The 25738-nt window shown below is 73.1% G+C and carries 26 protein-coding genes; 10 read left to right on the plus strand and 16 right to left on the minus strand.

The annotated features are described in order from the left end of the window. Positions 1-111: 111 nt before the first annotated feature. Complete coding sequence (locus HUN58_RS10025) at positions 112-1035, minus strand: LysR family transcriptional regulator (RefSeq protein ID WP_180225773.1); 924 nt, start codon at positions 1033-1035, stop codon at positions 112-114. A gap of 72 nt (positions 1036-1107) precedes the next feature. Here HUN58_RS10025 and HUN58_RS10030 point away from each other — a divergent pair, with 72 nt between their 5' ends. Beyond that, positions 1108-2082: an EamA family transporter gene (locus tag HUN58_RS10030; RefSeq protein ID WP_180225774.1), complete on the plus strand. Its 975-nt coding sequence runs from the start codon at positions 1108-1110 to the stop codon at positions 2080-2082. On the opposite strand, the gene HUN58_RS10035 is transcribed toward HUN58_RS10030, so the two are convergent. Both HUN58_RS10035 and HUN58_RS10040 read right to left on the minus strand, forming a co-directional pair. Then, positions 2051-3028 carry an epimerase gene (locus HUN58_RS10035; RefSeq protein ID WP_180225775.1) on the minus strand — a complete coding sequence of 326 codons (978 nt, stop codon included), beginning with the start codon at positions 3026-3028 and terminating at the stop codon, positions 2051-2053. The two genes, HUN58_RS10030 and HUN58_RS10035, sit on opposite strands and share 32 nt — an antisense overlap. Continuing rightward, positions 3028-3705 carry a DUF4166 domain-containing protein gene (locus HUN58_RS10040; protein ID WP_114850398.1) on the minus strand — a complete coding sequence of 226 codons (678 nt, stop codon included), beginning with the start codon at positions 3703-3705 and terminating at the stop codon, positions 3028-3030. The genes HUN58_RS10035 and HUN58_RS10040 overlap by 1 nt, the downstream gene beginning before the upstream one ends. 47 nt (positions 3706-3752) lie before the next feature. Here HUN58_RS10040 and HUN58_RS10045 point away from each other — a divergent pair, with 47 nt between their 5' ends. After that, positions 3753-4667 (plus strand): cation diffusion facilitator family transporter, encoded by a 915-nt coding sequence (locus HUN58_RS10045; protein ID WP_114850399.1) that lies wholly within the window; start codon positions 3753-3755, stop codon positions 4665-4667. A gap of 22 nt (positions 4668-4689) precedes the next feature. On the opposite strand, the gene HUN58_RS10050 is transcribed toward HUN58_RS10045, so the two are convergent. Beyond that, positions 4690-5295: a hypothetical protein gene (locus HUN58_RS10050; protein ID WP_180225776.1), complete on the minus strand. Its 606-nt coding sequence runs from the start codon at positions 5293-5295 to the stop codon at positions 4690-4692. A gap of 52 nt (positions 5296-5347) precedes the next feature. Beyond that, positions 5348-6610: an MFS transporter gene (locus HUN58_RS10055; RefSeq protein WP_114850401.1), complete on the minus strand. Its 1263-nt coding sequence runs from the start codon at positions 6608-6610 to the stop codon at positions 5348-5350. Between the two features lie 49 nt (positions 6611-6659). Here HUN58_RS10055 and HUN58_RS10060 point away from each other — a divergent pair, with 49 nt between their 5' ends. After that, positions 6660-7574, plus strand: coding sequence for a LysR family transcriptional regulator (locus tag HUN58_RS10060; RefSeq protein WP_180225777.1), 915 nt, complete (start codon positions 6660-6662; stop codon positions 7572-7574). Positions 7575-7632: 58 nt separating this feature from the next. On the opposite strand, the gene HUN58_RS10065 is transcribed toward HUN58_RS10060, so the two are convergent. The 6 genes from HUN58_RS10065 to HUN58_RS10090 form a co-directional block, all read right to left on the minus strand. Then, complete coding sequence (locus tag HUN58_RS10065; protein ID WP_141859979.1) at positions 7633-8418, minus strand: hypothetical protein; 786 nt, start codon at positions 8416-8418, stop codon at positions 7633-7635. Continuing rightward, positions 8408-8941, minus strand: coding sequence for an RNA polymerase sigma factor (locus HUN58_RS10070; protein ID WP_254631438.1), 534 nt, complete (start codon positions 8939-8941; stop codon positions 8408-8410). Before HUN58_RS10070 ends, HUN58_RS10065 begins: the two co-directional genes overlap by 11 nt. A gap of 136 nt (positions 8942-9077) precedes the next feature. Next, a complete protein-coding gene (locus HUN58_RS10075; RefSeq protein ID WP_058741858.1) occupies positions 9078-9344 on the minus strand; it encodes a hypothetical protein in 267 nt (88 codons plus the stop codon). Next, positions 9341-9982 carry a hypothetical protein gene (locus HUN58_RS10080; RefSeq protein ID WP_254631439.1) on the minus strand — a complete coding sequence of 214 codons (642 nt, stop codon included), beginning with the start codon at positions 9980-9982 and terminating at the stop codon, positions 9341-9343. Before HUN58_RS10080 ends, HUN58_RS10075 begins: the two co-directional genes overlap by 4 nt. A gap of 132 nt (positions 9983-10114) precedes the next feature. After that, a complete protein-coding gene (locus tag HUN58_RS10085) occupies positions 10115-11992 on the minus strand; it encodes an LPXTG cell wall anchor domain-containing protein (RefSeq protein WP_180225778.1) in 1878 nt (625 codons plus the stop codon). Between the two features lie 233 nt (positions 11993-12225). Continuing rightward, a complete protein-coding gene (locus HUN58_RS10090; RefSeq protein ID WP_180225779.1) occupies positions 12226-13866 on the minus strand; it encodes a glycoside hydrolase family 13 protein in 1641 nt (546 codons plus the stop codon). A 100-nt stretch (positions 13867-13966) separates the two neighbouring features. Between HUN58_RS10090 and HUN58_RS10095 the strand changes: the two genes are divergently transcribed. The 5 genes from HUN58_RS10095 to HUN58_RS10115 all read left to right on the plus strand — a co-directional run bounded on the left by HUN58_RS10095 (position 13967) and on the right by HUN58_RS10115 (position 17814). After that, on the plus strand, positions 13967-14524 hold the full coding sequence (locus tag HUN58_RS10095; protein WP_058741854.1) for an NADPH-dependent FMN reductase: 558 nt from the start codon (positions 13967-13969) through the stop codon (positions 14522-14524). Between the two features lie 143 nt (positions 14525-14667). Beyond that, entirely contained in the window at positions 14668-15180 is a 513-nt protein-coding gene (locus tag HUN58_RS10100) for a MarR family winged helix-turn-helix transcriptional regulator (protein WP_058741853.1), read from the plus strand. A gap of 99 nt (positions 15181-15279) precedes the next feature. Beyond that, positions 15280-15786, plus strand: coding sequence for a Dps family protein (locus HUN58_RS10105; RefSeq protein WP_058741852.1), 507 nt, complete (start codon positions 15280-15282; stop codon positions 15784-15786). 2 nt (positions 15787-15788) lie between these two features. Next, on the plus strand, positions 15789-16589 hold the full coding sequence (locus HUN58_RS10110; RefSeq protein WP_114850407.1) for an SDR family NAD(P)-dependent oxidoreductase: 801 nt from the start codon (positions 15789-15791) through the stop codon (positions 16587-16589). 25 nt (positions 16590-16614) lie between these two features. Next, positions 16615-17814 carry an NAD(P)/FAD-dependent oxidoreductase gene (locus tag HUN58_RS10115; RefSeq protein ID WP_141859967.1) on the plus strand — a complete coding sequence of 400 codons (1200 nt, stop codon included), beginning with the start codon at positions 16615-16617 and terminating at the stop codon, positions 17812-17814. A gap of 111 nt (positions 17815-17925) precedes the next feature. Here the strand turns inward: HUN58_RS10115 and HUN58_RS10120 are convergent, their stop codons facing one another. The 4 genes from HUN58_RS10120 to HUN58_RS10135 all read right to left on the minus strand — a co-directional run bounded on the left by HUN58_RS10120 (position 17926) and on the right by HUN58_RS10135 (position 22184). Beyond that, the gene (locus HUN58_RS10120; RefSeq protein WP_180225780.1) at positions 17926-19080 is read right to left on the minus strand and encodes an alpha/beta fold hydrolase; all 1155 of its coding nucleotides are present in this window, start codon (positions 19078-19080) and stop codon (positions 17926-17928) included. A gap of 44 nt (positions 19081-19124) precedes the next feature. Then, positions 19125-20000: an SMP-30/gluconolactonase/LRE family protein gene (locus HUN58_RS10125; protein ID WP_141859962.1), complete on the minus strand. Its 876-nt coding sequence runs from the start codon at positions 19998-20000 to the stop codon at positions 19125-19127. 82 nt (positions 20001-20082) lie between these two features. After that, a complete protein-coding gene (locus HUN58_RS10130) occupies positions 20083-20913 on the minus strand; it encodes a DUF1206 domain-containing protein (RefSeq protein ID WP_141859960.1) in 831 nt (276 codons plus the stop codon). A 104-nt stretch (positions 20914-21017) separates the two neighbouring features. Beyond that, a complete protein-coding gene (locus HUN58_RS10135; protein ID WP_114850412.1) occupies positions 21018-22184 on the minus strand; it encodes an RtcB family protein in 1167 nt (388 codons plus the stop codon). 504 nt (positions 22185-22688) lie between these two features. Here HUN58_RS10135 and HUN58_RS10140 point away from each other — a divergent pair. Next, entirely contained in the window at positions 22689-24503 is a 1815-nt protein-coding gene (locus HUN58_RS10140) for a glycoside hydrolase family 15 protein (protein WP_141859958.1), read from the plus strand. A gap of 73 nt (positions 24504-24576) precedes the next feature. Continuing rightward, complete coding sequence (locus tag HUN58_RS10145; protein ID WP_058741844.1) at positions 24577-25173, plus strand: DnaJ family domain-containing protein; 597 nt, start codon at positions 24577-24579, stop codon at positions 25171-25173. A 112-nt stretch (positions 25174-25285) separates the two neighbouring features. Here HUN58_RS10145 and HUN58_RS20235 read toward each other — a convergent pair. Further along, positions 25286-25738 (minus strand): hypothetical protein (locus tag HUN58_RS20235; protein ID WP_217488509.1); only part of this gene is annotated, 453 nt, incomplete at its 5' end.

Below are 25738 nucleotides of genomic sequence, written 5' to 3' on the forward strand. Positions count from 1 at the left end.
CGGCGGCTCCTCGCAGCGGTACTCCGCTGCGAGGAGCCGCCTTCGTTGCGTCGCGCGAGTGGCGGGACGCCACGACCGGACTGGAGGCACGGTGCCGGTCCGGTGCGCGCCTCACCCGCCCCGGGTGGTGACGTCGCGTGCCTCCGCGACCAGCGCCCCCAGGACGGTCCGGACCGCGGGCCGGACCGCGAGGTCCGGCCGCACGAGGGCCTCGATGCGGCGTCCGGCGCGGACCGCGCGGAGCTCCGCCAGGTGGAAGCGACCGGCTGCCCGGGTGCCCGACGTGTACCGCGGGACCAGGGCGACGCCGTGCCCGGCCGCGACGAGGTTCTCGATGACCGGCAGGTGGATCGTGCGGAAGCCGACGTCGGGCGGGGTGTCGGTCGCGGCGGCCATGGCCGTCAGGACGCGGTCGATCGGGTAGCCCTCGGGGACGCCGATCCAGGGTTCGCCGACGACCTCGTCGATGCGGACCCGGTCGCGGTCGGCGAGCGGGTGCCCGAGCGGCAGTGCCACGTCGAGCGGCTCGCGCAGCAGCGGGACCGTCTCGAGTCGTTCGCGCCCGGCGGGCGGCGCTCCGTCCGGCCGGTGCCCGATGACGACGTCGTGGTCGGCGGTGAGCGGCCCGAAGGCATCCTCGTCGACGTCGACGTCCACCAGGACCAGGTCGATCGCGGGGTGGTCCCGCATGCGCGTGAGCAGCCCGGGCAGCAGGAGTTCCGCGGCCGAGGGGAACACCGCGAGGTCGACGCGGCCGACCGTGCCGCCGAGGTGTTCCTGCCACGCGGCGTCCAGCTCCGCGACGGCCGTTGCGACGCCGTCCGCCAGGCGCGCGAGCACCCGGCCGTGCTCCGTCAACCGGACGCCCCGGCCGGCGCGCTCGACCAGCGGCACGCCGACCTGGCGCTCGAGGGTGCGGAGCTGTTGCGAGACCGCGCTCGGGGTCCGGTGCGTGGCCGTGGCGACCGCCGTCACGCTCCCCCGCCCGGCGAGCTCCCGGAGCACGGCGAGGAGCTGCACGTCGAAGCCGACCATGAAGCGAGGCTACAACGTCGATGCGGAACTCTGCGCTGGTGCTGCACGGTCGGCACGCGCGACGATCGGGAGGTGCGCTCTCGTGACCGACTCCTCGCCGTCCTGGTCGCCGTCGTCTGGGGACTGAACTTCCCCGCGACGGCGCTCGCCCTCGAGCACTTCCCGCCGTTCCTGCTCGCCGCCGTCCGGTTCACGCTGCTGGCCGTGCCGACGGTGCTGTTCGTCCCGCGGCCGAGGATGCCGTTCGGACGGCTGCTGCTCGTCGGTACCGGCCTCGGGGTGCTCCAGTTCGCGTTCCTGTACCTCGGCATGGCGGCCGGGCTGCCGTCCGGGCTGGCCTCGCTCGTGCTGCAGGCGTCGGCGCCGTTCACGGTCGTGCTCGCCGGGGTGTTCCTGCGCGAGCGGCTGACCGGACGACAGGTGGTCGGCGTGACGATCGCGGTCGCAGCACTCGCGGCGATCGCGGTCCACCGTGCCCAGGCCGCGGCGCTCGTGCCGGTCGTGCTCGCGCTGTGCGGCGCGCTCGGTTGGGCGATCGGCAACGTGGCCACCCGCCGCGCCGGTCCGGTCAACCCGCTGCACCTGACGCTGTGGTGGTCGATCGTGCCGCCGGTGCCGATGGCCGTCCTCGCACTCCTCGTCGAGGGACCCGAGCGCGTCGGCACAGCCCTCGGCACGGCCTTCACCGCGGCGGCGCTCCCCGCGGACCTCGGGCTGCTCTACATCGTGCTCGTCGCGTCGCTGGTCGGGTACGGCATCTGGTCACGCCTGCTCGGTTCCTACCCGTCGAGCACGGTCGCGCCGTTCTCGATGCTCGTCCCCGTGGTCGGCGTGCTCGCGTCGTGGGTGGCCTTCGGTGAGGTCCCCGACGTGGTCGAGGTGGTCGCCGGCGCGGTGGTGGTCGCGGCGGTGCTCTGGTCGTCCCGGACGCCCCGAGTCGTGCCGACGACGGAGACCGTGGCGGTGCCGCCGCACTCGGAACCCGCGGCGGTCGCCGGACCCGAGCCGCTGCCGGTCAGCCCCGGTGCTGACGGCGCTCGGCGATGATCCCGGCGAGCGCCCCGCGCAGGTCGGGGTGGCGGAACTCGTAGCCCGCCGCGAGCAGCCGGGTCGGCACCACCCACCGGCTCTTCAGGACGAGTTCGGTCTCGGTGCGGATCGCGAACGACCCGAGCTCGAGCATCCAGCGCCAGGTCGGGATGCCGATGCGGCGCCCGACGGCATCGCGGATGGTCGCCATCACGGTGCGGTTGTCCGACGGCTCCGGGCTCGACACGTTCACCGGACCCTCGATCTCCGGGTGGTCGCGGACGAACCGGACGACCCCGACGACGTCGGCGACGTGCACCCAGCTGAAGCGCTGCCGCCCGTGGGTGTGCCGGTCGTGGTGGTACGTCCCGGCGCGCAGTCGGGAGCGTGTCGGGAACCACGGGCCGTCGTACTGCGGTCCGCCGAGGCCGGTCTGCGCGAGTCGGAGGAGCGGGACCAGGGCGCTGCCGTCGCCGAACACGATGGCCATGCGCAGTGCGACCCGACGGGTGGCGGGCAGGTCGGCGTCGAAGAACGCGCGCTCCCACGCCCGGGCCACCGAGACCGAGAAACCCTCGCCGAGCTCACCCGTGTCCTCGTCCTGCGGTCGGTCGTCGGCGTGCCGGTAGATCGTGGCGGTGGACGCGTTCAGCCAGAGCGGCGGCGGGTGCTCGGCGGTGCGGATCGCCTCGGCCAGCTCGAGCGTCGTGTCGACCCGGGACCGCAGGATCTCCGCGCGGTTGCGGCGGCCGTAGCGGCAGTCGACGCTCTTCCCCGCCATGTTGACGACGAGCGCGGCGCCGTCCACGAGCTCGCGGATGCGCATGGTGTTGCCCCACACGGCGTCGCCGGAGCGTCCGACCGTGACGACCTCGTAGCCCTCGTCGCGGAAGGCGTCCTGCAGGTACCGCCCCACGAAGCCGCTCGCCCCCGCGATGACCACCCTCGGCTGCTCCGGTGCCATCAGCCATCCCCTCGTCGACCGGTGTCGGGCTCGACCGCGTAGCGGAACGTCCCCTCGTACCGGTACAGCGTGCCGAGCACCGGCGCGTGGAGCACCAGGGACACGCGCTGCACGTCGGCATCGTCATCGAATCGTTCCACGAGCGTCACACGCGGCGCGACGCGGGCCGGGACGACCAGGTCGCGCCCGAACGCCCGCAACGACACCCGGGTGGAGACCAGCCGGAGCGCACCCGCCCCCGGCCCGGTCGCGTCGACCTCGGCGCGCAGCAGCGCACTGAGACGCCCGCGGCGCCCGAGGTGGTCGACCAGCCCGTCCGGTCCGGCGGCGATCGCGTCCACCATCGTGCGGGACCCGGAGCGGAACCGGAAGGTGCGGCGCGCGACCACGGCGATCTGAGCCTGCCGGCCGTCCGCAGCCCCGCGACCGACGCGAGCCGGGCGGTTCTCGACCGTGAACGGGACGTCCCGCTCCCAGACCGGGAACAGCACCCCCTCGTGGGCGAGGCACGCGAGGACCGGCCACAGCCAGCGTCGCGGTGTGCCGACCACGGCGAAGACGCCCTCGCCGCGACCGACGTCACCGGCCGGGACCGGACCGAAGTACGTGCGGAGCCGCGGGTGCAGCCGGGCCAGCACGTCGGGCGGGATCGTCAGCTGCCACGGCGACACGGTCACGTGCCGAGCCTGGCACGTCGTCGGTGCGACTGCCTACGATCGAGGGCATGGGTCACGACCACGGGCACACGCACGGACACGCCTCCGAGCGGGCACTCCTGGTCGCGTTCTGCATCTCGGCGGGCATCCTGCTGGCCGAGGTCGTCGGGGCGGTGCTGACCGGGTCGCTCGCACTGCTCGTCGACGCCGGGCACATGGTCGTCGACACGGGCGGTCTCGGCATCGGACTCGTCGCGACGCGGCTCGCCCGGCGCTCCCCCACCGCCCAGCGGACCTGGGGGTACCAGCGGGCCGAGGTGCTCGGGGCGACGGCGCAGGCGGCGATCCTGCTCGCGGTCGGCGTCTACGTGGTGATCTCCGCGGTCCAGCGGCTGTTCGTCCCGGCCGAGGTGCACGCCGGACCGCTCCTGGTGTTTGGCGTCGTCGGACTCGTCGGGAACCTGGTGGCGTACGCGGTGCTGCTCCGGGCCTCCGGCGAGGGGTTCACGTCCCGCGCCGCACGACTCGAGGTCCTGAACGACACGCTCGGCTCGGTCGCGGTGATCGCCGCGGCCGTCGTCCTCGGGCTGACGGGGTGGCAACGGGCGGACTCCGTCGCCGCGATCTTGATCGGGCTGCTCATCCTGCCGCGCGCGGTCCGGCTGCTGCGGGAGACCGCGAACGTCCTGCTCGAGTCGACGCCTCCAGGGCTCGACCTGGACGACGTGCGCGCGCACATCCTGGAGCTCGACCACGTCATCGCGGTGCACGACCTGCACGCGACGCTCGTCGCGACCGGGGTGCCGAACCTGACGGCGCACGTCGTCGTGGACGACCACTGCTTCTCGACGGCGCACGCACCGCGGATCCTCGACGCGTTGCAGCAGTGCGTCGCGGAGCACTTCGACGTGCCGGTCGAGCACTCGACGTTCCAGCTCGAGCCGGTGTCGCACCGGCGGCACGAGCACGAGGTGCACGCGTAGGACGTGCCGGTGTCGGTCGGCGTCAGCAGCCGTCGTCGCGGGTCGGGTAGGCGGTGATCACCCGGTCGGTGGTCGCCGAGACGATGACCGTGACGAAGGGCTCGTCGTCGGGCTGGGAGCCGTCGTCGAAGCGGACCGGTGCGGCGAAGCAGACCTTGCCGTCGCCGGCGTCCACCGGGTACCCGTCCCGCGGGGAACCGAGTGCGGTCTGCACCGCGGTGAGCATCGCGTCGTCCCAGTCCCGGCTGCCGTGTCCGGCGACGACGTCCTGCCAGTCGCGGGTGTGCCGGACGCGGATGTGCTCGTAGCCCTGGGCCGACGTCCCGCACTGCAGGACGACCTCGCCGAGCGCGGCCGTCTCGTAGCGTGCGACGACCTGGCGGCTGCTCGACCGGCACTGGTCGAGCACGTCGGCGCCGGGCAGGTCGGGGCCCTCGCGCGGGATCGTGACGGTGACCTCGTCGGGGGCCTCCGCCGCGCTAGTGGCGGTCGTCGCGGTGGGTCCGCTGCCGGGGGCCGGGTCGTCCCCGCTCCGCTCGGTCGTCAGCACGACCCCGGCGGCGACCAGGCCGCCGGCGATGACCGCGGCGAGGCCGGCGAGGGCTGGTCGTGTGCGCTTCCGGGCCATGCCCCCAGTATGCCGGGCCGCCCGGCGCCGGCGGGGCCCGTGCGGCTGCGTCCTACTCGGCGTTGGCCGCCAGCCGGACACCCGCCACCAGGGCGAGCACGACCACGAAGACCACGTACCCGAGCAGCACCGGTAGCGTCGGGACCACGAGGAGCGCCGCGCCGACCGCCACCACCGGGACCGTGAGCCCCGCGTAGGCGATCAGGAACGTCGCCGCCAGCACACCGCCGCGCTGCTCGGGGCCGACGAGGGACCCGGCACGGGCGATCGACGCGCGGAACAGCAGCCCCACGCCCGCTCCGGCGACGACCCCGCCACCGATGAACCCGCCGACCTGCAGCACGACGGCGGCGACCGCGAGGACAGCGAGCCCGACGACCAGGAGCACCAGCCCGAGCTGGACCTGCCGACGCTGCGCGAGCCGGGCGAAGACGATCTGCGACACCGCGCTCGCCGCGAACACCCCGAACGTGGTCGCCCCGGCCGCGAGCCGGTCGGTCACGTGGAACGTCGTCGCGAGGAAGGTCGGCGCCACCGAGGTGAAGAGCCCCTGCACCGCGAGCGCCGCGAACGCTGCGGTCCCGGCCGCCCAGAACGCCCCGGCCTGCCCGGCAGGTGCCTGCATCCGCTGCGGACGGTACGGCACCGGCTGCTCGGGACGGTCGACGGTCTCGGGCGCCGCGAGCACCACGACGAACGCGACCACCAGCGCCACGACGAACACGACGTACGGCACGACCAGCGGCTGACCGACGAACTCGGCGAGCGCTCCGCCGAGGAGCGCCCCGAGCGACAGCCCGCCGAGGTTCACCGCCCCCGCCGCCACGCTCGCGCCCTTCGCGGACGCGTCCGACCCGGTGGCCCGGACGCGGAGCTCGCCGAGGTGCGCGGTGGCCGTCGCGGTGAGGAGCCCCACCCCGAAGCCGGTCACGAGCCGGGCCACGAGCAGCCCGGCGACGTCGTCCCACAGCAGGAACAGCACCGCGGCGACGAGTTCGAGCGCCACGGACACCAGCACGAGGGGGCGGCGTCCGTGCACGTCGCTGAGGTGCCCGGCGAGGAACAGCGACGCCACGACACCGACCCCGTAGGCCGCGAAGACCACGGTCGTGGTGAAGGTCGGGAAGCCGTCCCGCGCCTGGTAGATCACGTAGAGCGGGGCCGGGACGGTCGCGAAGGCCATGACCGCCAGGAACGCGAACGCGACGGCCCAGAAGCCGAAGCCGTGCCGGCGCCGGGTGTGCGCGCGGCGGCCCCGAGGGGCCGGGACCCGATCGGCAGCGGCGGTGGGAGCGGGAGCGGTGGTCGAGGACATGCCTCGATGGTCGTCCCGCGAGCGGCATCGAGTCCAACGGTTCTCCTTGATGGCCGCCATCGACCTGGTCGATACTCGTCGGGTGGAGACCCGCCTGCTCGAACAGTTCGTCGCCGTGGCTGCCGAGGGCAGCGTGACCCGTGCCGCCGAGCGCCTGTGGGCCGCGCAGTCGACCGTCTCGGCGGGCATCGCGTCGCTCGAACGCTCGCTCGGCGTCCGGCTGTTCGACCGGACGGGCCGCCGGACCATCCTCACCGCCGCGGGCGAGGACCTGCTCCCCCACGCCCGGGCCGTCCTCGACGCCCTCGACCGGATGCGCGACCTCGCCACCCTGGACGACGCCGACCTGCGCGGACGGGTCCGGCTCGGGATCTTCACGAGCATGGACATCGTCGACCTCACCGGGGTGCTCCGTCGGTTCCGGCAGCGCCACCCGCTCGTCGCGGTGGAGCTCATGACGTCGCCGACCGGGACGACCGGGCTCGTCCACGACCTGGTGGCCGGACGACTCGACCTCGCCTACACGGGGTTGCCCGCGGTGCCGCCGGGCATCACGGTCGAGCCGCTGCGGGAGATGCCGTTCCGCGTGTTCGTGGCGTCCGACCACCCGCTCGCGGGAAGGACCTCCGTCGGGCTCGCCGAGCTCGCCGGTGAGCCGTTCATCGACACGGCGCACGGGTTCGGCAACCGGATCATCCTGGACACTGCCCTCGACCGGCTCGGGATCCGGCGACGGATCGTCGCGGAGATGAACGACATGCCCGCCGTGGTGCGGTTCGCGACCGCCGGGCTCGGTGTCGGGGTCGTGCCGGACTCCGGCGTGCAGCACGACGGCGCGGTCCTGGAGCTCGAGGACGACGTCGCGCCACTGCGGATCGGGCTGGCGATGCGGACCGACCCGGAACCCAACCGCGCGACGCGGGCGCTGGCCCGCGACGTCGTTGCGGCCCGGCGGGCGGCCTGACGGGACCCACCGACGGACTGGAGGCACGGGGCGGGGCCCGCCACGTGCCTCCAGGCCGTCAGTCCCCCCAGACCTCCCCGACGATCGCGGGCAGGAGCCCGTTCGTCGGGAAGTTCGACTGGTCGATGACCAACCAGGTGTCCCCGCGGACGTACGTCGTGCGCGCCCAGTCCGTGCCGTACTGGGGGTCGCTCCGCACGGCGCGACACGTCCGGATGCCGTCGCGCTCGTCGCAGGTCGGCGACCAGCCCTGGAACGTCGTCCGCTCCAGCTCGGCCATCTGCTCGGGCGTTCCCGTGCCGAGCGTCACGGCCAGCCCTGTGATGTCCGCCTGGGAGTCACGCCAGAGGCAGTACAGGGTGGTCGGCCCGGCGAGCGGATCCCGCCTCGTCGAATCCTTCTCCGCCTGGATCTGGTTCGCGGCGGGACTCCCCGGGTCGGGGAACACCTGCATCAAAGGCGCGTCGCCGAACAGGCGGTCGTAGTCCGACGCCGGCACGATCGCCCGGCAGTCGGTCGGGACGGACGCCACCGTGTCCGGGGTCGACGTCGGCCGGGGTGTCGGCCGGCCGGTGATCGGCGCCGAGCTCGGGGTCGTCGCGGACGGCGCCGGCTCGGGCTGCTGCGTCTGCGCGGGCGCTGCCGCCGGACGGTCCTGTTGCGTGAGCGTCAACGCGACCGCACCGGTCGCCGTGCCGAGCGCGAGCAGCGCCACGACGCCGACGACGATGCCGGACCGTCCGCGCCGCCGGGCCGGCCGCGGGGTGGCGCGTTCGAGGACGTGCTGCTTCATCGAGACGAGCATGCGCTGCAGGTCGTCTCCCTCAGGGGGTTCAGTGTTCATCGTACATCACCACCTTCTTGAGTCGACGACGGTTGCGGGAGACGCGTTGGGTGACCGCGCCGACGGACAGACCGAGGAGTTCCGCGGCCTCGGCGTACGAGTGCCCCTCGAGCAGGCACAGCTCGCAGATGCGCCGGTCGAGTTCGGGCAACGCCGCGATCTCGGCGCGCACCCAGCGGAGCGTCTCGGCGGCCTCCCCGTGGTCGGACGGGGTCGCCAGGGTCTCGGGCAGCTCGTCGGCGCGGTGCTTGGTGCGCTTCCGTCCCGCGTTGAACGCCAGGTTGCGGCACACCACGAGCAGCCACGGCAGCACCGTGTCCGCCGGGAGTTCGAGCGTCGCCGAGCGCTGCCAGAGCGTCAGGAAGGCGTCCTGCACGACCTCCTCGACGTCCTGCCGGTCATCCGCGAGCGCCCAGGTGTACCGGGTGAGGGTCGCGGCGTAGCGGTCGAACGCGCGGGCGAGCGCGCCACGGTCGCCCGTGGCCATCGCCCGGACGAGCATCGCGTCCGTCTCCGTGGTCACGTCCACACCCCACCTCCCTCACCCTGGAGATGTCGGCAGGACCCGCGGTCCTGACAGGACCGTTCACGATTCGTGACCTCGGGCGTGTCGTGCCTGCGTCAGCCGCGGGCCCCGGGCCGGGCGGGCTGGGCGGACGTCAGTGGAAGTCGTCGCCCTCGACGCGTTCACCGGGGGCCTTGTGCCCACCGAGCATGTCGTTGTCGTCCTGGTCGCTCGACGACGCGAGCTGCAGCATCGCGAGGACCACCACGACGACGATGAAGGCGATGCCGAGGAAGACCAGGGCGAGCACGAACTCCCGCGTCGAGAACAGCACGACGAGGCCGATGAACACGGCGACGATCGCGGAGATCACGAGGAGCTCCGCCGGACGGAGACGGTCGCGACGGCTGGGGGCGTTCATGCGTGGGGTGCTCCGTCCGGGGCTGCGGTCGGCGCCGCCGTTCCCCACTTGTGCGAGAGTCCGGCGATCACGTGGAAGACCGCCGCGATGGCGAGGTAGGCGCCGAGCAGGCCGACGAGGACGATCGAGGCGTCGAGGGTGCCCGACACCTTCTCGATGCCGCCGAGCCGCTGCGAGTAGTCCGGCGGGGTGAGCAGGAAGGCGACGGCCAGCAGCAGGGTCAGGCCGCCGATGGTCGTCCAGTCCCGGGCGAACGGGGACCGGCCCCGTGCCCGCAGCCCCTGCGTGAGCTCGAGCGCCCCGGTCAGCACCGCCCAGGCCACGACGACCGCGATGAACGCCGGCAGACCGAGGCCGCTCGTCACGAAGGCCGCGACCGCGGCGACGACGTCGATGCCCGCGTGCACCAGTGTCGTCCGCCGGGATCGGGGATCGTCCGTCAACCGCCGGGTCCCCGCGACCGCGAGGACGACCGCGTCGACGAGGACCACCACGCCGAACAGCACGAGTCCGTACCCGGCGGCGTGGTTGGCGGAGAAGGTGATGACGACGGCCACGACTGCGGCTGGGACGGCCCGGAGGACGGGGATCGGCCAGTACCGCGCGCGCTTGTCGGCGTCGTCGACGGAGTCGGACACGAGACCTCTTTCGGGCATGCGGGTGGTGGCCCAATCGTACCGCCGTGCCCGCTGCGAGCCGACCGGACGGCGGCGGCCGGCGCTGAGGGAGCACCGAGCCGCCGCACTCCGGCCACCAGCCGGTCAGCCCCGTCAGCCGCCGGCCGGGTCCGTCGTGTCCGCGCGCGCCCTGCGGCGTCGGACCGCCCACCAGCCCGTACCGCCGAGCGCCGTCACCGCCGCACCGACGAGCGCGAGCAGACCGAGGCCGGACGAACCGGTGTACGCGAGCGACCCGCCACGCCCTGGTCCGGATCCGGGTCCGCGTCCGCCGGTGCCGGGTCCTGCTGTGTCCGTGGCCGGTACGGGTGTGGGCGAGGCGCCCGTCCCGCCGCCGCCGTCGCCGTCGGCGCCCCCGTCTCCGTCGCCGGGGTCGACCACCCCGACCGCGACGCCGGGTGACGGGTCGCCCCCGTCCGGGTCGGACGGCGAGGTCGCCGTCGCGACGTTGACCACGTCGGAACCGTCCCCGCGGTAGGTCTCGTCGAGGACCGTCCGGATCGTGAAGGTACGACGCTCCCCCGGCGCGAGGGTGTCCGCCGACCGGCACGTCACGAGCTGTCCGTCCGCCGTGCAGTCGTCGTCCGACCCGATGAAGCGCACGGCGGCGGGCAACTCGTCCGTGACGCCCACACGCTCGGCGTCGACGCTCCCGTCGTTCCGGGCGGTGAGCGCGTAGGTGAGCGCATCGCCCGGGCGGACGTCGGTCGCGGGCTCGACGGACTTCTCGGTGCCGAGCCGCGCGACGGGTCCCGGTCCGGGTCCGTCGTCGTCCCGGACACGCGTCTCGGCCACCGAGACGTTGTCTTCGACGAAGGTGTCGGCGAGCCCCGACGCCGGTTCGAGCACCGCACGGCTCGTCAGGGTGCCGGTCGCGTCGTCCGGGACCGTGCCGGTCACGGTGACCACCGCACCGGCACCCCGTGGGAGCCCGAGGTCGGTGGACACCGCACCCGTCCCGCTGCCGGCGCCGCACGTGCCGCCGTCGACCCCACGACACGTCCAGGAGACGTCCCGCAGCCCTGCCGGCACGTCGACCGTCAGGCGGCTCGGATCGGATGCACTCGGCCCGGCATCGCGCGCGACGACGTCCCAGCGGACCTGCTCGCCCGCGGTGACCTCCGGTGCCAGGTCCTGGTCGACGGCGAGGTCGACCGGCACCTGCACCCGGAGCTCGTCGACCTCGTGCACGTCGACGTAGCTGCCGGTCGACGCCGCGAACCCGAGCCGCAGCGTCGGCGGCAGCGGCGCCTGGCCGTCGCCGTGGAGCGGCACCTGGTCGAGGACGGTCCGGAGCGCACCGGCCTCGGTCTCGAGCCGGACCGTGAGCGCGAGGCCGCCGTCGTCCTGCGGCAGCAGCGTCACCCGTACGGTCCGGGGCTCGGGTCCGTCGGTCTGGACACCGCGCGGGACGTCGGTGCCGGCGACGTACCGGTAGCCGTCGAGTCCGTCGCCCGATCCGCGGACCACCACCGAGTCCGGCGCGGCGCCGGGGCCGGACAGGTTGAGCGGCAGCGAGAAGTTGCCGTACCGGTCGATGGCGACGCCGGCGAAGGCCCCGGGCAGTCCGGGCAGGTCGCAGGGGTGATCCCCACCCTGGGTCTCGTGGAAGCGGCAAGCGTACCCGAGGCCGGCACCGGACTGGCCGACACCCTGCGGTGCGGCGCCGTCGGCGAGGAACAGCAGCAGTCCGTCCGCCCCCGCACGCGTGCCCTCGTGGTACATCGCGTAGTCGAACTCGATGTCGAGCCCGAGGTCGGACGAGAACGTGTCGTCCGTGGACCACGCCCCCGCCTGGCTGAGCTCGTCGTCGGTCAGCCGGAGCCGTCCGTCGACGATCGCGGCGTCCCCGCTCAGAGTGCCACCGGCGACGTCCGAGAAGTCGGCGACGTAGGGGAAGGGCAGCGAGCCGGCGGACGACGGCGCGACGAGCACCGCGGGTCCGCCGAGCAGGCCGAGCGCCGTGGCCACGCCGGCGGCGACCAGTCCGGGCCGTCGGCGCCACCAGCGCCTCGAGCAGTCCGTCGCGGGTCGGGCAGGACGGTCAGCGGGCGCGGCGGATGCGGCGGGTGGGCCGCCGGATGGGGATGTGTGTCGGTTCATGCCCCGATCGTCGCGATCAGGGAGCACTCGCTGACGGCGCGTTCTTCACACTGTGGAGAGCAGCCCGCCGCCGGTGGCCTGGGGAGGAAGGAGCTGGTCGGTCAGCTGAGCCAGACCGTCGTCTCACCCGGCAGCGTGTGCTCGTCGTCGAGCGGCCCAGAAGCGACGACGACCGCGCCCGCGGGCATCGGCACCGGCGTCGTCCCGAAGTTCGTCACGGACCGCCAGCCGTCGTGCCGCGCGAACGCCACGACGCCGTCGCCCGCCTCGACCCAGTGCAGTTCCTCGCCGCGCTGCAGCCGACGCCGGGCCGCCGTCGCCGCGCGGTACAGCTCGAGGGTCGACCCCGCGGCGCCGTCCTCGGCCTCCACCGACCACGCGCCGAAGTCCTCGGGCTGCGGCAGGTGCGGCGCGGTGTCGCCGAAGCCGAACGACGGCCCGGAGCGCGTCCACGGGATCGGCACGCGGCAGCCGTCCCGACCCTTGACCGTGTGCCCGGTGCGCAGCCACTTCGGGTCCTGCAGCTGCGCGTGCGGGATGGCCGCGGCCTCCTGCAGGCCGAGCTCCTCGCCCTGGTAGACGTACGACGAGCCCGGCAGCGCGAGCACGAGCAGCGTCGCCGCCCGCGCACGCCGGAGCCCGCGCTCCCGGTCGAGCACCGGGTCGGTGCCGTCGGTCATCAGCCAGGCGTCGGTGTCGGTGCCGTCGGGCAGCCCGTACCGGGTCGCGTGCCGGACGACGTCGTGGTTCGAGAGCACCCACGTGCTCGACGCTCCGGACTCGGCGGACGCAGCGAGGTTCCGTTCGACGATCGTGCGGAACGAGTCGGCGTCGAACGGTGACTCGAGCAGGTCGAAGTTGAACGCCTGCCCGAGCTCGGTCGGCCTGGCGTAGAGCACGCGGCGCGGCGCCGGCGCCCAGGCCTCGGCGACGGCGGCGCGGGGCGGGTCGTACTCGTCGAGCACGGTCCGCCAGGTCGCGAAGATCTCGTGCACCTCGTCGCGGTCGTACAGCGGGTCCGAGCCGTCGAGCGGCAGCGCCTGCTCGTCCGAGTGCCGGTACGGCGTCGACAGGTCCTTCGCGAGCCCGTGCGCGACGTCCACGCGGAAGCCGTCGACCCCGCGGTCGGACCAGAACCGTAGCGTGTCCTCGAAGTCGGCGCGGACCTCGGGGTTCGACCAGTCCAGGTCGGGCTGCTCCGGCGCGAACAGGTGCAGGTACCACTGCCCGTCCGGCACCCGGGTCCAGGCGCTCCCGCCGAAGTTCGAGACCCAGTCGCTGGGCGGCAGCGACCCGTCGGGTCCGGAGCCCTCGCGGAACACGTACCGCGCGTGCTCCGGCGACCCCGGTTCCGCAGCGAGCGCCGCCCGGAACCACTCGTGCTGGTCGGAGGTGTGGTTCGGCACGATGTCGACGATCACCCGCAGGTCGTGCTCGTGCGCGGCGGCCAGCAGGGCGTCCGCGTCGGCGAGCGTCCCGAGTCGCGGGTCGACGTCGCGGTAGTCCGCCACGTCGTACCCGCCGTCGGCGAGCGGCGACGGGAAGAACGGGGACAACCAGATCGCGTCGACGCCGAGCGCGGCGAGGTACGGCACGCGGCTCGTCACCCCGGCGAGGTCGCCGAGGCCGTCGGCGTCCGTGTCCGCGAAGCTCCGCGGGTACACCTGGTAGACGACGGCCTGCCGCCACCAGTCCGGGTCGGTCGTGCGGGGTGTGCTGGCGGGCGTCCGAGGGGTGCTCACCCGGTCAACCTACCGAGCCAGGGCCGTGTCGGGAATGGGTGACCCAGCCGGCTCATTGGTTGTTCCTGACACCATTCGTGTCCCGAGAGAAAGGATCTCCATGACGAACGTCCTCGTCCTCGTCGGCAGCCTCCGCGCCGGCTCGATCAACCGCCAGCTCGCCGAGGCGGCCGACCAGCACGCTCCGGAGGGCATCACGCTCTCGACCTTCGACGGCATCGTCGACCTGCCCTTCTACAACGAGGACATCGACGGCGACACCCCGCCGGCCGCCGCCGTCGCGTTCCGCCAGGCGGTCGCCGACGCGGACGCCGTGCTGCTCGTCACGCCCGAGTACAACGGCACGATCCCGGCCGTGCTGAAGAACGCGCTCGACTGGGGTTCGCGTCCGTTCGGCGCCTCGCCGCTGTCCGGCAAGCCGCTCGCCGTCATCGGGTCCGCCTTCGGCCAGTACGGCGGCGTCTGGGCACACGACGACGCGCGCAAGGCCGCCGGCATCGCGGGTGCACGCGTCCTCGAGGACGTCAAGGTCGCCATCCCGCAGTCCGTCGTCCGCTTCGCCGAGACGCACCCCCGTGAGGACGCCGAGGTCGTCGAGCTCGTCCAGGGCGCGCTGCGCGCGCTCGCCGAGGCCGCTGCGGAGCCCGTCGCGGCCTGATTCCGCAGTCGCCACCCGGTCGCGTCGGATCGCGACCACGGGACGGACGGGAGGCGCGGTGCCAGCTGGCACCGTGCCTCCCGTCCGCTCGTGACGACGGACCGCTAGACAGGCGAGATACCAGAGGGGTTACCCTGAACGCCATGTCGACGCAGGAGATCACGGAGGCGTCGGGGTACTGGTTCCCCGACGACGACGCCACCCAGCGCGGTGTCGCCGTGCTCAACGCGCTCCGCCGCTACCGCGCCGCCGAGACCGCCATGCGCCGCCGCACCCGCGACTCGATGGGCATGGGCGAGACCGACCTGCTGGCGGTCCGGTACCTGCTGCAGGCGCAGCGCGCCGGCCGCATCGTGAAGCCGAAGGACCTGGCGGCCTACCTGAAGATCTCGTCCGCGTCGACGACGATCCTGATCGACCGGCTCGTGAAGTCGAACCACGTGCGCCGCGACCCGCACCCGACCGACCGCCGCGCGCTCGTCATCACCCCGACGACCGAGACCGACGACGAGGTCCGCGCGACCCTCGGGGTCATGCACCGCCGGATGATGTCCATCGCCGAGGGCCTGACCGCCGACGAGGCCCGCGTGGTCGCGACGTTCCTGGAGCGCATGCGCGGTGCCGTCGACCAGGTCGACGCCGCACCGGCCCACTGAGTCCTCCGCGGGGGACACCTCCGTCCACGGGCTCTGGGAACCGTGCGGGCCGGACCGCGTAGACCGGAAGGGTCAGCACCGATCCGGAAGGAGCCGATCATGCACGCATCGGACACGCTCGCCAAGAACCTCCAGGCCGTCCTCGTCGACCTCATCGACCTGCACCTCCAGGGCAAGCAGGCCCACTGGAACATCCTCGGGACCAACTTCCGCGACCTGCACCTGCAGCTCGACGAGATCGTCGACGCCGCACGTGAGTTCGCCGACGACACCGCCGAGCGCATGCGCGCCCTGTACGCCGTGCCGGACGGCCGCTCGGCCACCGTCGCCGCGACCAGCCACCTCGACGCCTTCCCCGAGGGCGAGGTCACCACGCACGACGCGATCGACCTCGTGACCCTGCGCCTGTACCAGGCCACCGGCACCATGCGCGACGTGCACGACGAGGTCGACGACGAGGACCCGACGACCGCCGACCTGCTGCACGGGTTCATCGAGCGCCTCGAGCAGCTCGCCTGGATGGTCTCCGCCGAGAACCGTGCCCCGCGCACGCCGCTCGCGTCGGCCACGAGCCCGGCGACCGCCGAGGCCTCGACGCACGCCTGACCGTGGACCTCGGGATCCAGGGCAGGACCGCCCTGGTCTTCGGTGGCGACTCCGGCATCGGCTGGAACACGGCGCGCATCCTCCTCGCGGAGGGTGCGACCGTGGTCGTCACCGACCTCGACCAGGGCCGTCTCGACACCAGCGCGGACCAGCTGGAGGCGCCTCCGGGCAAGCTCTTCGCCTTCGCCGCGGACGTGACCGACGCCGGGAGCCTCGCCGCACTGCACGACCGGGTGCGCGACGCCGTCGGCGAGATCGACATCCTCGTGCAGTCCTCGGGCATCACCGGCGCGCAGGGCCTGTTCCACGAGGTCGACGAACAGGGATGGCTCGACACCATCGACGTCGACCTGATGGGCCCGGTCCGCATCACCCGCGAGTTCATCGCGGACCTGCGGAACGGCGGCTGGGGCCGGATCGTGTACCTCGTGTCCGAGGACGCGTCCCAGCCGTACGACGACGAGCTGCCGTACTGCGCCGCGAAGGCGGGCGTGCTGTCGTTCGCGAAGGGACTCTCCCGCTCGTACGCCTCCGAGGGGCTGCTCGTGAACACCGTCAGCCCCGCCTTCATCCACACGCCGATGACCGACGCGATGATGGACGAGCGGGCGAAGGAGCGGGGCACGTCCTTCGACGAGGCGGTCACGAGCTTCCTCGACGAGCAGCGCCCGTACATGGAGCTCGGCCGCCGCGGTGAGCCCGAGGAGGTCGCGAACGTCGTCGCCTTCCTGTGCTCCGACCTCGCGAGCTTCGTCAACGGGTCGAACTACCGGGTCGACTCCGGCTCGGTCGCCACCATCTAGACACCCATCCACACGAGGGACGCACATGACCGACTTCCGGTACCTCATCGTCGGCGGCGGCATGGTCGCCGACGCCGCAGCCCGCGGGATCCGCGAGATCGACCAGGACGGCTCGATCGGGATCCTCAGCGAGGAGCACGACCGCCCGTACGCCCGCCCGGCCCTGTCGAAGAAGCTCTGGACCGACCCGGAGTTCGACTGGGACGAGAAGGTCGACCTGCACACCGAGGAGACCGGCGCGACCTTCGTGCTCGGGTCCGCGGTGACCGCGATCGACCGCGCGGCGAAGACCGTCACGACCGCCGACGGCCAGACCCACGGCTACGAGCGTCTCCTGCTCGCCACCGGTGGCAAGCCCCGCGGCCTGCCCGGACTCGAGCCGTCCGACCGCGTCCTCGACTACCGGAGTGCGGCGGACTACCGGAAGCTCCGGGCCTTCGCGGACGCCGGGGCACACGTCGCCGTCGTCGGCGGCGGGTACATCGGCACCGAGATCGCGTCCGGCGTCGTGCAGAACGGGGCGAAGGTCACGCTCGTCGACCCCGACGAGACCGTGGGCGCGCGGATGTTCCCCGACGGGCTCGCGCACGCGTTCCAGCAGCGTTTCGTCGACCACGGGGTCGAGCTGCGCCTCGGCCGCCGGGTCGAGTCCGGCACACAGACGGCGGGCGGCGTGACCCTGACGCTCGACGACGGCTCCGTGCTCGAGGCGGACGCGGTCGTCGTCGGTCTCGGCATCGAGCCGCAGACGCAGCTCGCCGCCGACGCGGGCCTGACGGTGGACGACGGCATCGTGGTGTCCTCGACGCTGGTCACCGACGACGAGTCGGTGTTCGCGGCAGGCGACGTCGCCGAGTACCCGGACCGGATCCTCGGCACGCGCCGCGTCGAGCACGTCGACAACGCGCAGCAGCAGGGGCGCCAGGCCGGCCGGAACCTCGCCGACGCGGACGAGACCTACGACCACACGCCGATGTTCTACTCGGACGTCTTCGACATGGGCTACGAGGCCGTCGGGCAGGTCTCGACGAAGCTGCACACCGTCGAGGACTGGCAGGAGCCGAACGTCACCGGCGTCGTCTACTACCTGGACGACGACGACACGGTCCGCGGCGTCCTGCTCTGGAACGTCTGGGACAAGACCGACGACGCCCGCAAGGTGCTCGCCGAGGCGCACGCGCTGACGCGCGACATGCTCCCCGGACGCATCACCGCAGACGCGTAGACCCACACCAGGGCGACCCGACTGGAGGCCCGGTGCCGGTCCGACGGACCGGCACCGGGCCTGCAGTCCCGTGCGTCCGGCACCACCTGCCGGACCGTCAGCGGGACGCGGCTACCGGCCCCGCACCTCGGGCGCGACCTCGTCGACGACCTCGCGGCGGTCCTCCGGGTCGACCGGGATGCCGTCTCCGTCCGCCATCGCGACCGCGTGCGCCGACTTCGCCTGCTCGAGCGCACCGTCGTCCCCCCGCGCCATCCCGGCGAGCTCGATGAAGCGGGACTTCAGGACCAGCCACGCCTCCTTCGCGCTGAGCCGCGCCAGGTCGGACGACGTCGTGGTGTCCCGGACCCGCTGCAGCGACCCCACGCCGCGGTCGGTGATCCGCCCCGCGACGTGGTCGACCGCGAGCCGCGCGACGGCGTCCGCCTGCGCGTGCATGACGGAGTGCGCACCGTCGACGACCTCGCGGAGGACCGCGTGCGGGAAGACCCGCGCCAGGTTCCGCACCCAGTCCCGCGGGACGAGGGCGTCGTGCTCACCGCGCACGATGAGCGTCCGCGCCTGCACCTCGGCCGCGCGGTCCTCGATCGGGAAGGCGATCATCCGCGGCAGAACCTTCCGGAACCAGTGCCAGCCGCACAGCGCGTACGCCGTGATGCCGTGCCAACGGACCGCCGCCGGCTCGTGCAGCGATGAACGCAGGAACCGTCCGGCCGACTGCCGGATCGTCCGGGCGCGACGGTCGACCACCGGGCTGATGAGGACGAGGTCGCGCAGCTCGGGTCGGCGCGCGGCGACCTCGGTGACGACCTGCGTGCCCATCGAGTGCCCGACGAGCACCGGGTCCTCGAGCCCCAGGTCGTCGAGGACCCGCTCGACCGCGTCGGCGTACCGCTCGATCGACACCGCACCCCGGAAGCGCGGGACGCCCGCGAAGCCCGGCAGGTCGAGCGCGTGCACGGGGCCGTTCTCGTTGAGGTGCGGGGCGAGCCGCTCGTAGTAGGTCGCGGCGATGCCGAGCCCGGCGACGAGCACGAACGCCCGCGCACCCGGGTGACCGATCGAACTGACCCGGACGTAGGTGCCGTCGACGGCGATCCGGTCGACCTCGACCGTGACGTCGGCGTCCTCGGCGTCCGCGAGCCGCCCGGCCGGGTCCGGTGCCGGCGCAGCCGTGCCGCCGTCGGGCGCGCTCCCCTCGCTCGGCGCGCTCCCCTCGCCGGGCGCGGTCCCGTGGGTGTGCGGGGTGGTGTCGTCCTCGTGCACGTGGGCCTCCCGTGTTGCTGGCGACCGCCCACGATACCCGCGGTTCAGCCGCCGAACGCGGACGCCGGGCTGCCGTGCACGCGAGTCCGCACAGCGAACACGGCGCCGGAGTGCGGCGCGCGCTCGAGCTGCTCCTCGGTCGCGTTCTCCCGCGCGGTGCCGATGAAGAGCGTCGACCGGTCGGGTCCACCGAAGGCCACCGAGGTGACGTTCGGTGCCGGCACCTCGACGGTCTCCAGGTGCTCGGCGGCCGGGCTCCAGCGCTCGACCCGGCCGCCGCCGTACACCGCGGTCCAGAGACACCCCTCGTCGTCGCGGACCAGGCCGTCGTGCGCGGCACCGCTGACGAACGGCTCGAGGTCGCCGAGCTCCCCGTCGGGCCCGTAGCTCCCCCGGTAGATCGTCTGCGTGCTGGTGTCGGTGACGTACATCACGGAGCCGTCTTCGGACCACTCGATGCCGTTCGTGACGCCGAATCCACCGCGGAGCACCCGGACCGATCCGTCCGGCTCCACCGAGTACAGCGCACCGGCCGGGTCGCGGTCGGTGAGGTCCATGCTGCCGACGACGAACCGGCCGAACGGGTCGCACTTGCCCTCGTTGAAGCGCATGTCCGGCGTCGCGTGCCGGACCCGGGCGAGTTCGCGCTCGACGGTCCCGCGCGCGTCGGTGAGCACGACGGTGTCCCCGAGGGCGGCGACGAACCCGCCGGTGGCCCGCGGCTGGAAGCTCGCGAGGGGCGGCGGCAACGCGACGCTCGACTCGACCGTGCCGTCGGCGCGGGCGGTCGTGAGCAGACCGAGCGTGATGTCCGTCCAGCGGAGTCGCTCGTGCTCGGGGTCCCAGACGATGCTCTCGACGAGGACGGCCTGCTCGTCGCAGAAGACGGTCACGGGTCCGGAGGTGGCGTCGGTGTGCATGCTCCGTCCCTACCGGTGGACGCCTCCGCACGCGTCCAACATGTTCAGCGTCCGCGACCCCCGCCGGGCGTCGTGGCGTCGGTCAGAGGCGGGCGTACTTCGCGCGGAAGAAGCTGTAGACCCCGTAGGCGAGGAACCCGATGCCCACCAGGACGAGCACGACCCCACCGCCCGGCATGCCGTGGATCACCTGGAACGCCCCGTCGAGCCCCGTCGCCTGGCTCGGGTCGCTCCGGAACGCCGCCACGACGATGAGCACGCCGACGACCACGACCGCGATGCCCTTGCCGACGTAGCCGACGATCGCGAGCACCGTGACGGGCCGGTCGATGGTGCTCGGCAGCGGCACGAGCTGCTTGCGGAAGGAGCGACGGACCCCGGTCACGACGAGACTGACACCGATCGCGATCGCCACGACGCCGGCCGCGACGAGCACGAACACCCCGCCGGGCGTCGCGAGGGCCTGCGCCGCGGCGCCCCGGCTCGAGCCGCTCGAGCTCTTGCCGGCACCGAGCGCGAAGGTCACCGCCGTGTACGACACGACGCCGTAGACCACGGCCTTGCCGGCGTCCTTCGCGCGGGCGGCCCAGGCGCGGGTGCTGTCCGACCGACCGCCGACGACCGCCTCGACCGCCAGGCGCAGGGCGAGCGCCGCGGTGCCGACCGCGACGACCCACAGCAGCACGATCCCGCCGGGGACCGCGGCGAGCTGCTGGAGCGCGCCGGACTGGTCGGTCTCCTCGCCGGACGCGCTGCCGATGCCGAGCAGCACCACGAGGTACCCGACGAGCAGGTGCACGATGCCGCTGCCGACGAACCCGGCGCGGGCGGTGGTCTCGAACCACCGGCTGTCGGCGATGCGCCGCGCCTGTCGTCCGGTCTCGCGCGCTGCCCGTTCCGCCTGGTCGCTCATCCTGACCAGCGTGCCCGCTCCGCGGCACGCTGTCCGTGACGCGCCGCTGCGCGCACCGGACGGGAGGATCGTGGCGGGGTCGCCACGATCCTCCCGTCCGTCGGTCAGTCGCCCTTGACGTTGACGACCTGCCGCAGCGTGTGCCGGATCGCGACCAGGTCGGTCGCGTCCGCCATCACCTGGTCGATCGGCTTGTACGCGGCCGGGATCTCGTCGAGGAACGCGTCGGTGTCCCGGTACTCGATCCCGACCATCGCCTCGCGGAGCTGGTCGTGCGTGAACGTCCGCCGCGCCGCGGACCGCGAGAACAACCGACCGGCGCCGTGCGGGGACGACTCGAGCGACGGCTTGTTCCCGAGGCCCTCGACGACGTACGACGCGGTCCCCATCGACCCGGGGATGAGCCCGGGCTGGCCGGCCTTGGCCTGGATCGCACCCTTCCGGGAGACCCACACGCTCTTGCCCCAGTGCGTCTCCCGCTGCGTGAAGTTGTGGTGGCAGTTGATCCGCTCCTGCTCGTCGACCGCGGTGCCGAGCACCTCGGACAGCTGCCGGACGACCCGGTCCATCATCTCCTCGCGGTTGAGCAGGGCGAAGTGCTGCGCCCACCCGAGCTCGGCGACGTACCGCGTGAACTCCGGGGTGCCCTCGACCAGGTACGCCAGGTCAGGGTCCGGGAGCTGGATCCACCAGCGCTGCATCAGCCGCTTGGCGACCGTGATGTGCCGCTGCGCGATCTTGTTGCCGACGCCCCGCGAGCCCGAGTGCAGGAACAGCCAGACCCGGTCCTGCTCGTCGAGCGAGACCTCGATGAAGTGGTTCCCAGACCCGAGGGTGCCGAGCTGGTTCCGCCAGCCGCCGTGCACGCCCGCCGGGTCGAACCCGGCCCGCTCGGCGAGTGCCTCGAGCTCGGCGATCCGCGGCTCGGCGGTCGCGACGATCTTCCGGTTCGATGCACCGGCGGACAGCGGGACCGCCCGCTCGATCTGCTCGCGGAGGGGCTGCAGGTCGTCCGGCAGGTCCCCGGCGGTGAACTGCGTCCGGACCGCGATCATGCCGCAGCCGATGTCCACGCCGACGGCCGCGGGCATGACGGCCCCGAGGGTCGGGATGACCGACCCGACGGTCGCGCCGAGCCCGAGGTGGGCGTCCGGCATGAGCGCCAGGTGCGGGAACACGAACGGCATCCGTGCCGTCGTGCGCGCCTGCTGCTCGGTGTTCTCCTCGAGCAGCGAGGCCCAGCTCAGGAGCTTGTCGTCGATCTTCTTCATGGGGGTGCCTTTCCGTCGTGACGGTTCGACGACGGCCGGGTGGCCGTCGGTGGTGACGGTCCGGGGCGAGCGGGACCCGCGCCTCCTGGTCGGTGCCGAGCACCGGTGGAGGAACGACGGGAAGGACGCCCCGGGCCGGGTGGGCACGGGACGTCGGGAGACGGGCCGTGCCTACGCGGGGTCGCGGAGGGACTGGTTCGCGTACTGCTTCGCGGGCAGCACGACGAGCGCTTCGAGCTGGCGCTCGACGCTGCGTTCGTGGTGCTGCACGGTGTGCACGGCGGTCCTTCCGAGGTGCCCGGGGCGGGCGGTGCTGCCCGCCGGGTCTGTCCGGGCGGGCCTGCCCGTCGGGTGTCCGGGCGGGCAGGAGGACCGACAGTAGTGCGACACGCCCGGAGTGCACAAGTCGCCCGGGCGTGTCGCAGTCGGGAGGCCCGGTTCGGCCCTCCGGGGTGGGGTACGTCCGGCTGATGGTCACCTCCACGTCGCGGGCAGGCTGGCGGCATGACGGAACGCACCCGCGACACCCCAGACGCGCACGACAACGAGGAGCGCACCGACGGCTCCGTGCCGCTGCGGTCCTACGGTGCGATCGGCGACGGTCGCACGGTGGCGCTCATCGCGCTGGACGGTCGCATCGACTGGCTGCCGATCCCCTCGATGGACTCCCCGCCCGTGTTCGCGAGCATCCTCGACGCCGAGCACGGTGGTCACGTCGCGCTGCGGCCGACCGGTGACGCGACGGTGGAACGCCGGTACCTGCCCGGGACGAACGTGCTCGTCACCACGTGGACGACCGACTCCGGGTCGTGCACCGTCACGGACGCGATGGTCACCGGCGTGGCCGGACGCCTGCCGTGGGCGGAGATCGGCCGGTGCGTGCAGGGCGTCACGGGCAGCGTCGAGATGGAGTGGGCCGTGGTGCCGGGCACGCTGCTGAACACCGCGGAACCGAACCGCCTCGACACCGCGAACGGGACCGTCATCGGCATCGACGGCGTCACGATCGGCATCGTGCAGCACGGGTTCGAGCCGATCCACGACGACGGCCCGCGCTTCTCGGGTCGCTTCACCACGAGCGAGGGGTCGAAGTCGATCCTGACCATCGTGGGCACCGAGAACGAACCGATCTTCCTGCCGGAACCGGAGCGCACCCTCGACGCGGTCGACCGCACGATCGCGAACTGGTCGACGTGGTCGGAGACGTTCTCGTACGACGGTCCCTGGGCCGACGCCGTGCAGCGGAGCGCCCTCGCCCTCAAGCTGCTCATCTACTCGCCCACCGGTGCGATCGCGGCCGCGCCGACGACGAGCCTGCCCGAGGACCGGACCGGCGGCAAGAACTGGGACTACCGGTTCGCCTGGGTCCGCGACCTGTCGTACACGGTGCACGCCCTGACCCGGTTCGGGCTCCGCGAGGAGACGCACGCCGCCGTGTCGTGGGTGATGCGCACCATCGCCGAGCACGACGAGACCATGCCGATCTTCTACGACCTGAACGGCGAGAAGACCGACGGGGTCGAGGAACGCGACGTCCCGGGCTGGAAGGGCATCGGCCCGGTGACGATCGGCAACCGCGCCGGCGACCAGCTCCAGCTCGGCGTGTGGGGCGACGTGTTCGAGATCCTGCGGCAGTACGTCCGGGCCGGGAACGTGCTCGACCGGCAGACGGCCGGTGTGCTCGAGCGGCTCGCCGACGACGCGTGCCACCGCTGGCCCGAGGCGGATTCGGGCATGTGGGAGCTGCAGGACACGCAGCACTACGTGTCGAGCAAGATCGGCTGCTGGCAGGCGCTCGACGCGGCGGTCGAGCTCCACGACGCCGGGATGATCGACGGCCCGCGCGACAAGTGGATCGAGAACCGCGAGCTCATCGAACAGTGGGTCGCCGACAACGGCTGGGACGAGGAGCGCGGGTACTACGTGATGTACCCGGGCAGCGACGCCCTGGACACGTCGATCCTGCTCCACGCGATGTCGTCGTTCGACCGCGGACCGCGCATGGAGTCGACGATCCGGGCGGTGGAGGAGCAGCTGCAGCGCGGCCCGCTCGTCTACCGGTACTCCGGGATGGACGCCGAGGAGTCGCCGTTCGTCGCGTGCTCGTTCTGGCTCGCCGCCGCGATGGCCTGCGTCGGCCGGGTCGACGACGCCCGCGAGCTCATGGACGCGATGGTCGAGCAGGCCAACGACGTCGGGCTGTTCAGCGAGATGCTCAGCGAGGACGGCGACTTCATGGGGAACATCCCGCAGGGGCTGTCGCACCTCGCCCTGATCCAGGCGGCGCTGACCATCGAGGAGGTCGCGGCGGAGTCCTGAGCCGCCTCCTGAGCCGCCTCCTGAGCGGACTTCTGGGTGCGCTGTCGCCCGTGCGTTGCATCATGGGACGACCATGAACGACGTCGATGCCCGGATGGACCGGCTGCGACGAGCCGCGCGGTACCGGTACCAGCAGCTCGTCGACAGCGAGGTGGAGCGAGGCTCGCTGGACCCGGACGAGGTCCGCGAGGAACGCCGACTGCTGCGTGCGCAGGACGTCGGACAGCACGCGCGCATGCTCGTCGAGCAGGCGGAGCGCCGCGGGGTCTTCGACGGCAACCCGTACCACGGCAAGCCGCTGCCCGGGAACGACGGCCGGCACGACCCGGACTGGTGGATCAAGGCGAAGATCGAGCGCGAGGACATCCGCGGCATCGCCCCGCCCGCCTTCGCCCTGCGCACCGAGGACGCCGAGCTCGACGGGCACCTCGATGCCCTCGCGACCGAGGACGACGTCCGCGCGGTGCTCGTGGACTTCAACGCCCGGGTGAAGGAGGCCAGACGGCAGCTGCTCGGCGGCCCGCCGGTGGTGACCCCGATGCGGGACGTCGACGCCGAGGTCGAGGCCTGGGCCGCCCGGCGACGCGACCGGCTGGCTGCGGCGGCCGAGGTGGCGGAGGCGGCCGAGCGGGCGGCGCGACCGCGCCGGTGGTGGCGCCGCCGCGACTGAGCGCACGCGACCTGCCCGGCGCGACCGGGCCGCCACGCGCCTCCCGGTCCTGCACACACGACGACGGCCGGTCCCTTCCGGGGCCGGCCGTCGTTCGTGTGGTGCGGGGGTGTTACTTGATCTGTGCGGTGATGGTCGCGGTCCCGACGAGGAGACCACCCTTGACCGCGTCGGTCTTGAAGGTGCTGTTGAGCAGCTTCGCGGCGTCGTCGGAGACGTGGACCGTGGTGCCGGTCAGGATCGCGTTGTCACCCTCGAGCTGCAGCGGCTTGAGCGTGCCACCGTGCAGCGAGAACAGGTACGCGTTGGACGCTGCGACCTGCCCGTTGACCAGCACGTCACCGTAGAGCTTGGACGAACCCGGGTTCACCACGAAGTTCTCCAGCGTCACCGTCGTGTCACCGGCCTTGAGCGTCAGGCCCGAGTCGTCGTGGTTCAGCAGCCCCTGCACGTACGGGCGGTAGTTGCCGTCCGGCGACCAGTACGTCACCGAACCGGCCGTGATCGGGAACGACACCGACCCGTTCTCCAGCTTCGCGTTGCCCGACACACCCGGGGTCAGGCC

It is taken from the genome of Curtobacterium sp. Csp1, assembly GCF_013347185.1.